At 69.6% G+C, this 14,631-nt stretch carries 12 protein-coding genes; 3 read left to right on the top strand and 9 right to left on the bottom strand.

Going from position 1 to position 14,631, the window contains the following annotated elements:
* From ACIBG7_RS31435 to ACIBG7_RS31415, 5 genes are read right to left on the bottom strand one after another with little or no spacing between them, the layout of a single operon-like run.
* Positions 1-1,146 carry a sn-glycerol-3-phosphate ABC transporter ATP-binding protein UgpC gene (locus tag ACIBG7_RS31435; protein WP_357920089.1) on the bottom strand — a complete coding sequence of 382 codons (1,146 nt, stop codon included), beginning with the start codon at positions 1,144-1,146 and terminating at the stop codon, positions 1-3.
* Positions 1,147-1,149: 3 nt separating this feature from the next.
* Positions 1,150-1,962, bottom strand: a complete 813-nt coding sequence (locus ACIBG7_RS31430; RefSeq protein ID WP_357920086.1) for a carbohydrate ABC transporter permease — start codon at positions 1,960-1,962, stop codon at positions 1,150-1,152.
* The gene (locus ACIBG7_RS31425) at positions 1,959-2,840 is read right to left on the bottom strand and encodes a sugar ABC transporter permease (RefSeq protein WP_357920083.1); all 882 of its coding nucleotides are present in this window, start codon (positions 2,838-2,840) and stop codon (positions 1,959-1,961) included. The genes ACIBG7_RS31430 and ACIBG7_RS31425 overlap by 4 nt, the downstream gene beginning before the upstream one ends.
* Positions 2,841-2,856: 16 nt before the next feature.
* Positions 2,857-4,095 carry an ABC transporter substrate-binding protein gene (locus tag ACIBG7_RS31420; protein ID WP_397338530.1) on the bottom strand — a complete coding sequence of 413 codons (1,239 nt, stop codon included), beginning with the start codon at positions 4,093-4,095 and terminating at the stop codon, positions 2,857-2,859.
* 32 nt (positions 4,096-4,127) lie between these two features.
* A complete protein-coding gene (locus ACIBG7_RS31415) occupies positions 4,128-5,609 on the bottom strand; it encodes a hypothetical protein (protein ID WP_397338529.1) in 1,482 nt (493 codons plus the stop codon).
* 76 nt (positions 5,610-5,685) lie between these two features.
* Here ACIBG7_RS31415 and ACIBG7_RS31410 point away from each other — a divergent pair, with 76 nt between their 5' ends.
* Entirely contained in the window at positions 5,686-6,693 is a 1,008-nt protein-coding gene (locus ACIBG7_RS31410; RefSeq protein ID WP_397338528.1) for a hypothetical protein, read from the top strand.
* A gap of 101 nt (positions 6,694-6,794) precedes the next feature.
* On the opposite strand, the gene pip is transcribed toward ACIBG7_RS31410, so the two are convergent.
* Positions 6,795-7,727: a prolyl aminopeptidase gene (gene pip, locus ACIBG7_RS31405; protein ID WP_357920071.1), complete on the bottom strand. Its 933-nt coding sequence runs from the start codon at positions 7,725-7,727 to the stop codon at positions 6,795-6,797.
* Positions 7,728-7,745: 18 nt separating this feature from the next.
* Between pip and ACIBG7_RS31400 the strand changes: the two genes are divergently transcribed.
* Positions 7,746-8,222, top strand: coding sequence for a MarR family transcriptional regulator (locus tag ACIBG7_RS31400; RefSeq protein ID WP_357920068.1), 477 nt, complete (start codon positions 7,746-7,748; stop codon positions 8,220-8,222).
* Between the two features lie 13 nt (positions 8,223-8,235).
* On the top strand, positions 8,236-9,177 hold the full coding sequence (locus ACIBG7_RS31395) for a hypothetical protein (protein ID WP_397338527.1): 942 nt from the start codon (positions 8,236-8,238) through the stop codon (positions 9,175-9,177).
* Positions 9,178-9,600: 423 nt separating this feature from the next.
* Here ACIBG7_RS31395 and htpX read toward each other — a convergent pair whose 3' ends face one another.
* From htpX to ACIBG7_RS31380, 3 genes are all read right to left on the bottom strand, one after another.
* A complete protein-coding gene (htpX, locus tag ACIBG7_RS31390; RefSeq protein WP_357920062.1) occupies positions 9,601-10,452 on the bottom strand; it encodes a zinc metalloprotease HtpX in 852 nt (283 codons plus the stop codon).
* Positions 10,453-10,854: 402 nt separating this feature from the next.
* Positions 10,855-12,387, bottom strand: a complete 1,533-nt coding sequence (locus tag ACIBG7_RS31385) for an NADH-quinone oxidoreductase subunit N (RefSeq protein WP_397338525.1) — start codon at positions 12,385-12,387, stop codon at positions 10,855-10,857.
* 4 nt (positions 12,388-12,391) lie between these two features.
* A complete protein-coding gene (locus tag ACIBG7_RS31380) occupies positions 12,392-14,566 on the bottom strand; it encodes an NADH-quinone oxidoreductase subunit M (protein ID WP_397338523.1) in 2,175 nt (724 codons plus the stop codon).
* Between the last annotated feature and the right edge of the window lie 65 nt (positions 14,567-14,631).

The raw sequence follows: 14,631 nt of genomic DNA, 5'->3' as shown, positions 1-14,631 counted from the left end.
TCAGAGTTCGGTGAGGTTGGCCCCGCTGACCGGGTCGAACAGGTGGATGGCCTCGCAGTCGAACCAGAGCGTCGTCCGCTGCCCCTCGTGCACCTCGGTCTGCGGGCTGAGCCGCGCGACGAGCTGCGGGTGGCCGTCGGCGTCGAAGGCCGAGGTGTCCCGCAGGTGTTCGGAGGCGACGCCGCCCTCGGGCAGCGAGAAGAAGGCGTACTTCTCCGCCCCGGTGGACTCGACGATGTCCACGACCTCGGTGATCTGCCCGCCGCCCTCGATCGGCGCCTCGCCGAGCGCCTCGGGGCGGATGCCCAGGATGACCTCGCTGGGCACGTCGTGCTCGGTCATCGCTCGGCGCATCCGACCGCTGACCGGGAAGGTGCCGGCGATCGTCTTGAGCCCTTCGGTGGTGACCTGGGCGGGCAGGAAGTTCATGGCCGGCGAGCCGATGAAGCCGGCGACGAAGAGGTTGCGCGGGTGGTCGTAGAGCTCCTGCGGCGCGCCGACCTGCTGCACCACGCCCTTGCGCATCAGGACGATGCGGTCGCCGAGGGTCATGGCCTCGGTCTGGTCGTGGGTGACGTAGACCGTGGTGGTGCCGAGGTTCTTCTGCAGCCGCGAGATCGTGGTGCGCATCTGCACGCGCAGCTTGGCGTCGAGGTTGGACAGCGGCTCGTCCATGAGGAAGGCCTTGGGGCTGCGGACGATCGCCCGGCCCATGGCCACCCGCTGGCGCTGGCCGCCCGACAGGTTGCCGGGCTTCTTGTCGAGGTAGGGCTGCAGGTCGAGCATCTCGGCCGCGTGCTCGACCCGGCGGTCGGCCTCGGCCTTGTCCACCTTGGCCAGCTTGAGCGGGAAGGCGATGTTCTCGCGGACCGTCATGTGCGGGTAGAGCGCGTACGACTGGAACACCATCGCGATGTCGCGCTCGCGCGGCGCCCGGTCGTTGACCCGCTTGCCGTCGATGAGCAGCTCGCCCTCGGTGATGTCCTCCAGCCCGGCGATCATGTTGAGCGTCGTCGACTTCCCGCAGCCGGACGGCCCGACCAGGATGATGAACTCGCGGTCGGCGATGTGCAGGTCGATGTGGTCGACGGCCAGGGCGCCGTCGGGATACCGCTTGGTCACCCCGTTGAGCACGATCTCAGCCACGCGTCATCCCTTCACGGCTCCCGAGGTCAGCCCGGCCACGATCCGGCGCTGGAAGAACAAGACGAAGATCACGATGGGGATCGTGATGATCACGGCCGCCGCGGCGATGGACCCGGTCGGGTCCTCGAACTGGGAGCTGCCGGTGAAGAACGAGATGGTCGCCGGCGCGGTGCGCGCGGCGTTGGAGGAGGTCAGCGAGATGGCGAAGAGGAAGTCGTTCCAGCACATGATGAAGGCCAGGATCGCCGTGGTGACCATGCCCGGCGCCGCCAGCGGCACGATGACCTGCCAGAACGCCTGGAACGGCGTCGCGCCGTCCATCTTGGCGGCCTTCTCCAGCTCCCAGGGGATCTCGCGGAAGAACGCGGCCAGCGTGTAGATCGTCAGCGGCAGCGCGAAGGTGATGTACGGCAGGATCAGGCCGGGCCAGGTGTTGAACAGCCCCAGCGAGCGCTCGATCTGGAACAGCGGGGTGACCAGCGAGATCTGCGGGAACATCGCGATCAGCAGCGAGAAGCCGACCAGCAGCTTCTTGCCCGGGAAGGTCAGCCGGGCGATGGCGTAGGCGGCCATCGTGCCGAAGACGATCGCGATGAAGGTCGAGATCAGCCCGATGCCGATCGAGTTGACCAGGCCGCGGGTGAAGTCGTCGTTCTGGAAGATGCCGGTGTAGTTGGCGAGCGTCCACTTCTGCGGGATGAAGGAGCCGTCGGTGATCGTCGAGGGGTCCTTGAAGCTCAGCGAGACCACCCACAGCACCGGGATCAGCGCGTACAGCACGATGAACACATCGGCGACGCCCCACTTGAGCTTCATCGGCTGTCACTCCCCGGGGCCGAAGCGCCGAATATCCGGATGAAGAGGAACGCGATGATCGCCACGGTGATGAGGATCAGCACGGACATCGTCGAGCCGATGCCGAGGTTCAGGCCGCCGATCAGGTTGTGATACGCGATGATCGACACCGAGCTCGTGTTGTTCGCGCCGTTGGTCAGCACGTAGATGTTGTCGAAGATGCGGAACGCGTCCAGCGTCCTGAACAGCAGCGCGACCAGGATGGCCGGCTTCATCAGCGGCAGCGTCACCTGGGTGAAGCGCTGCCAGGTGGTCGCGCCGTCCATCGACGCCGCGCGCAGCAGTTCCTCGGGGACCACCGCGAGGCCGGCCATGAGCAGCAGCGCCATGAAGGGCGTCGTCTTCCACACCTCGGCGACGATGACGATCGCCAGCGCCGGCCACTGCTCGGTCAGCGGCGCCGTACCGTCCGGGAGCAGGTTGGCCAGCCAGCCGGTGCCCGGCGTCCACGCGTACTTCCAGCCGTAGGCCGCCGCGACGGTGACGATGCCGTACGGGATCAGCACCACGGTGCGGATCAGGCCGCGGCCGACCAGCGTACGGTACATCGCGATGGCCAGCGCCATGCCCAGCACCAGCTCCAGCGCCACGCTGATCACGGTGATCAGCAGCGTCACCCAGAACGCGTTCCACCAGTAGGGGCTGGACAGGACCGTGCCGTAGTTCTCCAGCCCGATCCACTTCTGCTGGTCAGGGAAGCGCAGGTCGGCGCGTTGCAGCGACAGGATGAAGGAGTAGATGATCGGCCAGCCGGTCACCGCGATCATGATCAGTGCCGCGGGGGCGCTCAGCCACAGGCCCAGCCGCCGTTCGTCCCGCTTGCCCTCGCTCAAGGCCAAGAGAGCTCTCCCTCGCTCACGGCAGCACTCCCTTGCTCTCCAGCGCGTCCTGGATCTGCTCCTTCAGGCGCGTCATCGTGGCGTCCGGGTTGATCGCCCCCGGCGGCGACAGCACCGCCGAGATCACCGTCGAGACGTTCTGGTAGGTCGGCGTCTTCGGCCGCGGCGCGGCCGTCTTGAGCGCCTGGAGGATGGCGTCCTTCATCGGGTACGGCTCGCGCATCGCCGGGTCCTGGTAGACGGCTTCCAGGGTCGGCGGCAGGCCGTCCTTGGTCGCGGCGATCTTCTGGCTCTCGGCGTCCCGCAGGCACAGCGCGGCCTCGAAGGCCAGCTCGGGGTGCTTCGAGTAGGAGCTGATCGCGAAGTTCGCCCCGCCCAGCGGCGAGCGGCCCGGCCCGTTGGCCCCCGGATAGGGCGCCCACCGGAAGTTCGGCAGCATGTCGGGCTTGTTCTCGGCCATCGAGGCGTAGACGAACGGCCAGTTCACCTCGAACGCGGCGCGTCCCGCCTCGACCGCCAGGCGTGCCTCGTCCTCGTGCGTGTTCGACAGCGACGGGTCGGCCGCCTTGGACGTCGCGTACTGCCGCATCAGGCGCAGCGCGGCCAGCGCGGGCGGCCCGAGTTCCACCTTCGTCCCGCTCCGGTCCAGGATGCTGCCGCCCTCGGAGGCGACCATGCTGTTGAACCAGACGACCAGGCCCTCGTACTGCGCGCCGGTCACCTCGCCGTAGTGCGGCTTGCCCTCCTTGGCCAGGCGCGCGGCCTCGTCCATGATCCCCTGCCACGTCTTCGGCGGCTCGGGCACCAGGTCGGAGCGGTACCACAGGAGTTGCACGTTGGTCGTGTACGGCGCGGCGTACAGCTTGCCGTCCCAGATCGCCGTGTCCAGCGGCATCTGGAGCGTGCCCGCCCGCGCCTTGGCCGCGTTCTCGCCCGTCCACTCCCGGATCCAGCCGGCCTCCGCAAGTTCGGCGGTCCAGGTGACGTCCGCCCCGAGCACGTCGAGGCCGTCGTCACCGGCGGCCAGCCGGCGCACGAGCTGCTCGCGCTGGCCGTCGGCGTCACGCGGCAGGGTGTTGAGGACGATCCGGTAGCGGCCGTCGGCCAGCTTGGTGCAGCGGTCGGCGATCGCCTTGATGTTCTGCTGGGGCGAGTTGTAGAAGTTGATCCGCGGGACGCCGCCCTCGTCGTCCGAGGCGCATGCCGCGGGCAGCAGGAGCACCAGGGCCAGTGTTCCTGCCAGAATCCGGGACATGCCTGGTCAGGTACCCGACGCCGGGTAAAGGGTCACCCCGGGCGGAGTACACGGGTGGCACCGGCGATCAAAGCCGTGGCAAGCACCCAGCCCATGATGATCATCCCGTAGGCCAGTCCCTGCGTCCACCCTGCCGGGTCGAACAGGTCGCGCTGCCCGAACACCGACACCGGCAGCAGCAGGTCGAAGGCGTAGGCGAACGGCTCGAACTCCGGGCTCTCCTCGGGCTTGATCGGCCTGGGCGGGTTGAGCCCGAAGACCGTCGCGCCCAGCGCGAGCAGGCCGGCGAACCACCACGCGGCGATCCAGGGGCGGTAGCCGTACCCCACGGTGAGGTCCAGGAGCAGCGAGAACAGGCGCAGGCCGCGGCCGCCGCGGTGGCGGCGCAGCGCGCGCAGCTTCGCGAGCTGGGTGCGGCGGGCCAGGGCCCCGTTGCCGTCGCGCAGGTACCACGCGGCCAGTTGCTCGTAGGGCTGCGGGCGGAAGCCGTCGGGGTCTCGCGCGACCCACTCGACGCGTCGGGCGACGCCGCTGCCGCGCAGGCGCTCGTAGATCAGGCCGTTGAGGCGGAGCTTGTCGGGCCACAGGTCGTCGTGCAGCGCGCCGACGGTGGAGTGCACGAAGGTCACCACGCCGTCCACGCTCGCCTGCGCGCCGAGCCAGACCTCGCGCGCCTCGATGTGCCCGGCGTGCAGGGCGAACTCGGTGTCCGGGCTGATCAGCGTCCCGGCGACGAGCAGGCTGCCGTTGAACCGCGCGCCGCGCACGCGCACGCAGCCGTAGGCGGTGAAGCCCTCGCCGAGCCGCATCACGTCATCCACGACCAGGTTGTCGCCGATCAGGGCGTCCTTGCCGGGATTGCGGAGCGTGGCGCCGTCCATCAGCAGGCCGCCGTTGAGCCGGGCGCCGACCAGGCGGGTGCCGCCGGTCAGGTCGGCGTTCGTCAGCAACATCCCGGAATCGACCACCACGGTCGGGGCGTAGAGCGCCCACTCGCCATCGCCGTCGATCTTGGTGCCGGCCAGCCACAACCCGCCCTCGAACTGGGCTCGCGACAGCCGTACCGCACCGGTCACGTGCGAGCCGGACAGGCTCAGGTGGCCGGTCACCCGCAATCCGCCGGCGGTGAGGCCGGGCAGGTGGCAGTCGATCAGCCGGACCGTCCGGCTGGTCGAGCCGGTCATGATCACCACATCGTCCAGGTGGCAGCGGTTCAGCTCCACCTCGTGCTTCAGGTCGCCGCCGCGCAGGTCCAGCGTGCCGGTGATGCGGGCGCCGCGCAGCCGGACCGCCGCGACCGCGCCGGCCTCGGCCTCCCGGGCGCCGAGCAGCAGCGACGCCAGGACCTCCGCGCGTACCGTGCGCTCCGGCCCCCACGACCCGCCGTCGGCCGGCGCGTTCCGCCCGGCCTCTTCGGTACGGCGGGGCCGCGCCTGACGCGGCTCGAACTCGACCCAGGCCCCGGAGGGGAAAGCCCGCCACAACAGCCGTTCCGCCTTGCTTAACCGACGCATGATCCGATTGTCCATACCGTGACGCAACCTTTGGCCTCGGCAGCGCATCTATCCAGAGGACACGGAAGGACAAGACATGATCAACTCACGCGGGTACGCGGCGCTGGCCCTCGCGGCGGCGGCCTCCTCCATCATGATCGCCGCGCCCGCTGAGGCGCGGACGGCGGCTTCCCCGGCCCGGTACGCCTGGCTGGACGGCTGCCCCAAGAAGGACTACACCGTCCCGTGCGGGGACTGGACCCTCACCCTGCGCAACGGCAAGCACGTCGCCCTCAAGGACGCCGTGGTCCACCCGCGCGGCGCCGACGGCAAGACCGACAAGGAGGCCAGCGCGCCGATCGCGATCAGCGGAGACGGGTCGAGCGTCGGTTACTTCCGCGAGAGCGACAACAAGCTCGTCGTGCGCGACCTGGCCGGCGGGAGCGTGCGGACGCTGCCCGGCGCGACGGCCAAGCTGCCCAAGGGCCTCGGCATGAACGACCTCGACCTCGCCTTCTCCAACAGCGGGGACAAGCTGTTCATCGACTACTTCGACGCCGCGTCCAAGCTCAAGTCCGTGGTCGTGGACCTGACCTCCAGCAAGGTCACCCGGATCAACGGGGCCGAGGTCATGCAGGGCTTCAGCCCGGACGGCGCCTACGTGCTGACCTCCCGGATCACCGCGGACAACACCACCGAGTTCGCGGTCTACGACGCCGACGGCCAGGAGGTCGAGAGCCGGGTCGTGCCGCAGGTCGTCAGCAACAACGCGCCCGTCGCGCTCAACGACGACGGCAAGACCGTCGCGGTGGTCATCACCGGGCCCGAGACCACCAGCCGGGCGCGGCTGCGGACCTACGACCTGTCGACCGACACCGTGTCCGACGCGGTCAAGCTCAGCTACCCGCCGGAGGCGGAGTACCCGAACCGGATCACCTGGGAGTCGGGGGACGGGCTCACCCTGTGGACCTCCCGCACCGACGCGGAGGGCACGCCGGTGGCGGCCGTCCAGCGGCGGGTCAACCCGGACACGGGGGCGGCGGTGCGGCAGGACTCGTTCAAGTTCAAGCGGGGGCTGTGGACTTGGTGGCTGCCGGGCGACTAGTCGCTTCGGGTGGCGGCTATCGGTCTTTACCGGATTTATCGGTGGCCGCCACCACTCGCCGGTTCAGCGGAATTTGTCGGTGGCCGCCACCAATCGCCGACTCAGCGGAATTTGTCGGTCGCCGCCACCACCAGTTCGATCATTCCGGCCCCGCCATGCCCCTCGTCCTCCACGTGCAGCTCGCTCCCCGGCCACCCCCGGTGCAGCTCCCACGCCGTCTCCAACGGCCCGCTGACGTCATACCGCCCATGGATGAGCACCCCGGGCACCCCCGCCAGCCGCCCGACCTCCCGCACCAGCACCCCCTCCTCCTCCAGGAAACAGTCGTTCCCCCAGTAATGGGTTACCAGCCGCGCGAAGGTCATCCGAAACCCGGGGTCCCGAAACTGCGAGCTCGGCTCGAACCGGGGGTCGAGGCTGACGTGCGTGTCCTCCCACGCACACCACTCCACCGCCGCCTGCTCCCGAACCGCCGGATCCGCCAGCAACCGCGCGTACGCCGCCGCCAGGTTCCCCTCCCGCTCCCCCTCCGGCACGAAGTCGCGGAACCGCTCCCACTCCCGCGGGAAGATCCGCCCCACGTCCCGCGTGATCCACTCGATCTCCCGCCGCCGCCCCGCGGTGACCGCGAACAGGATCACCTCGCTCACCCGCTCCGGGTACTGCTCGGCGTAGGCCAGCGACAACGTCGAGCCCCACGACGCCCCCACGAGCTGCCACCGCTCGATCCCGAGGTGCTCGCGCAGCAGTTCCATGTCCGCGATCAGGTGCTGCGTGGTGTTGACCGACAGATCCGTCCCGAGCTCCCCCGCGTCCGGCGTGCTCTTCCCGCAGCCGCGCTGGTGGAAAAGCACGATCTTGTACGCCGAGGGATCGTGGTAGCGGCGCCAGCTCGGCGACGCCGCCCCTCCCGGCCCGCCGTGCACGATCAGCGCCGGCTTCCCGTCCGGGTTGCCGCTGACCTCCCAGTACACCCGGTTCCCGTCCCCGACCTCCAGCATGCCCTGGTCGTAGGGCTCAACGGCAGAATACATAAGCGCTAATATATCTCCATGGCCCCGAGTTTCGGCACCCTCATGCGCACCCTCTACGAACGCACCGACGGCGCGATCGCCCAGATCTACGCCGACCTCGGACTCCCCGACTACCGCCCCCGCTACTCGCCCATCGTCCGCGCCTTGGTCACCTCCGGCCCGATGACCATCCGCGACCTCGCCGCCGCCGCCTCGGTCACCCACTCCGCCGCCAGCCAGACCGTCTCGCAGATGCGCCGTGCCGGCTACCTCGACCTCCACCCCGGCCCCACCGACGCCCGGCAGCGCATCGTCCACCTCACCGACCGCTGCCGGGCCGCGCTGCCGCTCATCGAGGCCGAATGGCAGGCCACCGCCCTGGCCATGCGCGACCTCGACGCCGAACTCCCCATCCCCTTGGCCGACCTCCTCGAAGCCGCCCTCGCCGCCCTCGACCGCCGCCCCTTCCACGACCGCCTGCTCGCCACACCGCCGCTCGCCGCCTACCGGCCTTGACTACGCTGCAACCATGCTCAAGCCCGCACTCGCCCTCCTGCTGGCAGTCGGCACACCCCTCATCCCCACCCAGGCGCGCGAACCGGCCGACTCTGCCGTCGAACCCCGCCTGACCGTCCGATACGCCGGCCTGACCAGCTGCGGCGGACGCCCCCAGCGCTACATCTGCTCCCCCTGGCGCCTGTGGCTACGCGGCGGCGGCATCCTCCCCCTCCCCGACGCCCAGGTCCGTGCCCTCGACGAGAACGGCCGCGAACTCCGCCTCCGAGCCCCCATCGCCGTCGACCCCTACGGACAGTTCGCCGCCTACTTCCACAAATCCACCCACCGCCTGGCCGTACGCGACCTCAACGCCCGGGCCGTCCGCCTCATCCCTGGTACGGCAGGCAAGCGCCCGTCGATGACGCACCTCGACCTGCTCGTCTCCCCCAAGGGCCGCTACCTCGTCGTCGACCCCGACCTCGGCACCCAGCCCACCACGGTCATCGAGACCGCCACCGGCGCCACCTGGTCCCTGCCCGACTACGCCAAGGTCCAGGGCTTCACCCCGGACGGCTCCCTCCTACGGGTCATCCTCGACATGGAAGAAACCGCCGCCTGGCGTCCCGGCACCCCGCCCCCTTCGGGCGGCGTCACCGTCGTCGGCTGGAGCGCCCTCCGTACCACCGGCGACATCATCGCCGGCGTCTCCCGCGAGGGCCGCACCCACTTCGTCCGCTTCTACGCCGCCCGCACCGCCATGGAGCACCGCCGCCCGCTCCGCTTCACCCTCCCCCGAGGCCAGGAAGCCCGCCGTCTGGATTGGACCCCCTCCGGCCACCTCACCCTGCTCACCCTGAAGCAGCCCGGCTCCTACGTCACCCGCTCCCTCAACCCCACCACCGGCAAACTCCGCACGCTCGACACTTTCACCATCAGCCCCCACACCTGGGACATCCACCTCGCCGGCGAGTAACCGGACCATGGAGGTGGACTGAAAGGCACGGCCGAACGACGCGACCAGCCGGTACGGCGGGGGCGGGCCGGTCGGTGCGGCCGAGCGATGCGGCCGAGCGATGCGGCCGAGCGATGCAGCCGAGCGATGCGGCCGAGCGATGCAGCCGGATGGCGCAGCGCCGGACGGTGGGCCGCTAGGCGGTACGGCTCGCCAACTGGGCGGCGCGACCAGCCGGTGCGGCTAGGCGGTACGGCTAGGCGGTACGGCTAGGCGGTACGGCTAGGCGGTACGGCTAGGCGGTACGGCCGGATGGTGTGGCACCGGACGGGTGGGCGGCTAGGAGGTACGGCCAGGCGGTGCGGCGCCGGGCGGTTGTGCGGTGCGGATCGCCGGTTGAGCGGTGCAGCCGACACCGCACAGACCGACACACAGCGGCCAACCTCAGCGCCGATACCCAGCCATCCGCTCCAACCGAGCCACCCGCTCCGCCGTAGACGGATGGGTCGAGAACAACCGCCCAACCCCCGACCCACTGAACGGGTTAGCGATCATCAAATGCGAAGCCGAAGTCAACCGGCTGTTCTCCGGCAACGGCACCCGCCGAGCCCCCATCTCGATCTTCCGCAACGCCGAAGCCAACGCCAACGGCTCCCCCGTCAACCGAGCCGCCGACTCATCAGCATGAAACTCCCGCGACCGAGCAATAGCCATCTGGATCATCGTCGCCGCCACCGGCCCCAGGACCATCATCAACAACGCCCCGAGAAACCCAGGCCCCTCATCGTCATCAGACCCACCGAAGAACACCGCGACATAGCTGGCCCAAGTGATCATCGTCGCCAACGCCCCAGCCACCGACGACAGCAAGATGTCCCGGTTATACACATGGGACAACTCATGTGCGACCACCCCACGCAGCTCCCGCTCATCCAGCAACTGCGTCAGCCCGTACGTCACACAAACCACCGCACTCCGCGGATTCCGCCCGGTGGCAAAAGCATTGGGCTGAGCGGTAGGCGAGATGTACAACCGCGGCATCGGCCGCCGCGCCTCGGTCGAGAGCTCCCTGACGATCCGGTACAACGTCGGCTGCTCAACCTCACTCACCGGCCGAGCCCGCAGCGCCGACAGCGCGATCCGATCCGAGAAGAAGTACGCGACCCCGTTCCCGACCAACGCCAGCACGAACGCGATCTGCAGTCCGACACTGCCGCCGAGCCACGCCCCCACCGCAAGAGTCAGCGCGGACATGGTCCCCAGCAGGACCGCCGTGCGCAGACCGTTGTGGTGCAAGGTACCCTCCGCTGATCTTGGCCGGGCCCGCGGTCCCGCCCGCAAGGAGCCTGCCTTCCTCCACTCCAACGACCAACCCCTGGTCAGCGTTCCCCGCCCACCCCCACCCGACCGCAGAGCGCGTTCACCCGATTACTCCCCCTTCCTCCACCAACCACCCACCAAGCCCGCCCCCGCACCCCTCACGCCCCCGCACCCCTATGCGGCCCGCCACCCTCATGTAGTCCATGCCCCTCATGCGGCCCCGGACCCTGGAGTGGCCCGCACCCCCGCTGCCGCACCCTTTCACTTGCCCGCCACCCACGACGGATAGCCGGGCCCACCACGGCAGCCCTCAAATCCGCCCCGCCAAGCCTCAGAGCCACGGTCTCCGGAAACCCACAAGGCCAACCCACCCAAAGCTCACCCGGAAGCCGAAACCACCACCGCGTCCAAGACAAGCTGCGGCGCAACCGAAAAAGCCACCGCCACCACAACCGCCAACCCCGCAGCCACCCAGGTAGCCGCCAAGCCCCCACCAAACCGGCCCGCACCAAGCCGGCCACCAGCCAAAGCCTCACCCGCCGCCGGGGTGAACAGCTTCGCCGCCCAAACCACGTAGTAATACAGCCCGATCACCGTGTTGATCGCCATAACGACGGCAAGCCACCCCAGCCCGCCCTGCACGATCTCCCGGAACACCACCACCTTCGCGAACAACCCCGCCAGCCCAGGCGGCAACCCCGCCAGACAGATCAGGCTGAACGCCAAGGTCAACGCCGCCACCGGACTCCGGAACACCAGCCCCCGATAGTCCTCCAGCGAATTGCCGGCCGCATAACGCGAGACCAGCATGACAACCGCAAAGGCCCCCAGGTTCATGGCCGCATAAATCACCAGATACGCCACCGCCGCGTTGACCGCCCCAGCCTCCTGTACGGCAAGCGGCGCCAGGATGTACCCCGACTGCGCCACCGACGACCACGCCAGCAACCGCACCGCCGAACGTTGCCGCATGGCGAGCAGGTTGCCCACGGTCATGGTGAGCGCGGACACGATCGCCACGATCGGCGCCCAGGTCGCGGCATGCGCGCTCAGCGCGGTCAGCATGACCAGGATCAACCCGGCGAACCCCGAAGCCTTGGACACCACCGACAGCAACGCCGCCACCGGGATCGGCGCCCCTTCATAGACGTCCGCGGCCCACGCGTGGAACGGCACTGCCGCGATCTTGAACGCGAAGCCCGCCACGACGAGCACCACCCCAACCGTGATCACCGGCGCATCCCGCCCGGTGGCGAAGACCGCGGCGAGCTGCGTGAGGTAGACGGTTCCGCTCATGCCGTACAGCAGGGAGATCCCGAACAACATCACCGCAGTCGACACGATGGAGACGAGGAAGAGCTTGATCGCGGCTTCGGAGGCGCGCCCGTCGTAGCGGCGCAGCGCGGTGAGGGCGAAGACCGGCAGGGAGACGAGCTCGAGGGCGACCAGGAGCATGATCAGGTCGCGGGACGCCGGAAGCGTGACCGCGCCCACCAGCGCGCAGAGCAGCAGGAAGTACCACTCACCGACCGGGATCCGTCCCTCAGCGAGCTCCGTCATCGACAGCAGGACGACCACAAGACCTGCCGCCAGCACCAGCCCAGCGAAGATCAACGTAAACTGATCGACCACGAACGAGCACGGAGCCGGACCGGCACTCGCCACCGCGATCTTCTGCGACGCAGCCAGGTCCTTCGGTACGCAGAACGTCGACAGCGGCTTCCCGCCCGAGAACGCCTGCGCGAGCACGAAGCCCGCCGCACCCAGAATCCCCGCCAGCGTGACCCCGGCCAGCAGCGCCCGCACCCACCGGCTCGCCGGAAGGAAGGCGTCGAGCACCAGCACCAGCCCGGCCACCAGCGCCAGAACCACCGGCGGCGCGATGGCGAAATAGTCGATCGACTGGATCATGGCTTCACCCGGCCACTCCAAGGAGAGCTTGTACGGCAGGCGTCGTCACCGACAACAACGCCTTTGGCCACAGACCGAACACCAAGGTCAGCACGATCAGCGGACTCCACGCGGCCAGCTCGTACGGCTGGATGTCCTTGAGCGCCCCCACCCACTCCTTCCCCCGACCAGCCCCACCCACAGCCCCGACCTTGCCCGCAGCCCCGCTCGCCGCCACATCCCCAGCACCTTCGGCTGCCACACCCCCAGCGCCACCCGCCGTCTCACCCACAGCACCGCCCACCGGATCAGTCCCAGCCCCGCCAGCCGCCCCGACCTCAGCCCCGCTCCCCGCCTGACCCCCAGCCCAGGCACCAGCGGCCCCGGCTTCGGTTCCAGCTCCGGCAGCGGTACCGGCCTCAGCCTCGCGCCCGGCGCCTGGGCCGAGGCCTGCGCCCGAGCTCGTCCCCGCTCCCGCATCTACGCCCGTGTCCGCCCCTGCGCCTGTCTGAGCCCCGCCCCACGGCCGCTCACCGGTGCGGAACTCCCGAGCGGCGGCCTCTCGTTCGAGGCGTTCCGCGCGCTCCTGCTCCTCGGCCCAGTCCGGGTCCTCCTCCCAAGCTCCCGCCCCGGCCAGTGCCTTCTCCTCGGCCACCCACGGGTCGTCGCCCGTCCAAGCCCGCTTGCTCGAAGCCGACGCCTCGCCCCCCGACCAGGCCCGCTCCCCCTCCGCCAACGCCGGCTGCCGGTACGGCGAAGCCGCGCCAGGGACGACGGCGACAGGTAGCTCGTCGGGATATCCAGGCCCGGGCGACCGGAGGCCACGTGCCACGCCGTGGGTGACGCGCGAGAGCATGACCAGGAAGTACGCCGCCGTCAGCAACGCCCCGAGCCCACCCACCACCATGAACACCAGAAACAACCCGCGCGGCAACCCGGTAGCCGGTTCAAAGGCAGCCAGCAACGCCAGCATCTCGCCCCAGAACCCGGCCAGCCCGGGCAGGCCGAGCGAGGCGATGCAGGCGAAGGTGAGCACGGCTCCGAGATGCGGCAGCGTGCTCAGGAGGCCACCGCCCAGCGAGGGCATGTCCGCTGTGCCGTACCGCGTCTTGATGGCGCCGGCGAGGAAGAAGAGCAGCCCGGTGATCAGCCCGTGCGCGATGTTCGCGAAGAGGGCGGCGTTGATGCCGACCGTGGTCAGCGTGGACAGTCCCAGCAGGACGAAGCCCATGTGACCGACGGACGAGTAGGCGATCAGGCGCTTGAGGTCGCGCTGGGCCAGACACGCGAGGGCTCCGTAGACGATGCCGATCGCCGCGAACGCCCCCAGCCAGGGCGCGACCACCAGCGCGCCCTCGGGAAGGATCGGGATGGCGATGCGGACGAAGCCGTACGTGCCCATCTTGAGCAGGACTCCGGCGAGCAGCACCGAGCCGACAGTGGGCGCTTCGGTGTGGGCGTCCGGCAGCCAGGTGTGCAGCGGCCACATCGGCGTCTTCACCGCGAATCCCACCCCGATGGCGATGAACGCCACGGTCTGGACGCCTCGGGCCAGGCCCATGCCGTGAGCGGCGGTCAGGGCGATGATGTCGAACGTCCCGGTCTGTGCCCAGATGAGCAGCAGGCCGAGAAGGAGGACGACCGAGCCGAGCAGGGTGTACAGAATGAACTTGATCGCCGCCGCGCGCCGGGCCGGGCCGCCCCAGATGGCGATCAGGAAGTACATCGGGATCAGGACGATCTCGAAGAAGAGGAAGAAGAGCAGCAGGTCGAACGCCAGGAAGGTGCCGATCATGCCGACTTCGAGAACCAGGAGGGTGAAGACCAGGGCTCGGGGGCGTCCCGACTCCGGGCGCAGTAGTTGGCCCGGGCTCCGGCCGCCGCTCCAGGACAGGTAGCCGAAGCAGAGGAACGTCAGCAGGGCGGTCAGCACGATCAGCGGCAGGGAGATGCCGTCCACGCCCAGGTGGAAGCGCAGGCCGAGGCTTGGGACCCAGGCCCAGTCGGTCTCGAACTGGGGGGTGCCGGAGCGGTTGTAGTCGAACCGCACCGCCAGGACGACCGCCAGGGCCAGGACCACTCCCGACACGGCCAACCCGTAGGGACGTAGCCAGTCCCGTTGGCGGGAGCGGTTCGGCAGTAGCAGTCCGGCCGCGCCGACGAGCGGCACCGCCACGAGCGACACCAGCAGCCAGCTCATCGCCTCACCACCCTTTTCCCGCCACGACCACTCTTTCCGGGCTTCCCGCCACGACTGCTGCTCTC

The sequence above is a fragment of the Nonomuraea sp. NPDC050328 genome (assembly GCF_044459405.1).
Taxonomy (GTDB): Bacteria; Actinomycetota; Actinomycetes; order Streptosporangiales; family Streptosporangiaceae; genus Nonomuraea.
Note: the sequence above shows the minus strand (reverse complement) of the source record. Positions and strands in the feature narration are given on the sequence as shown.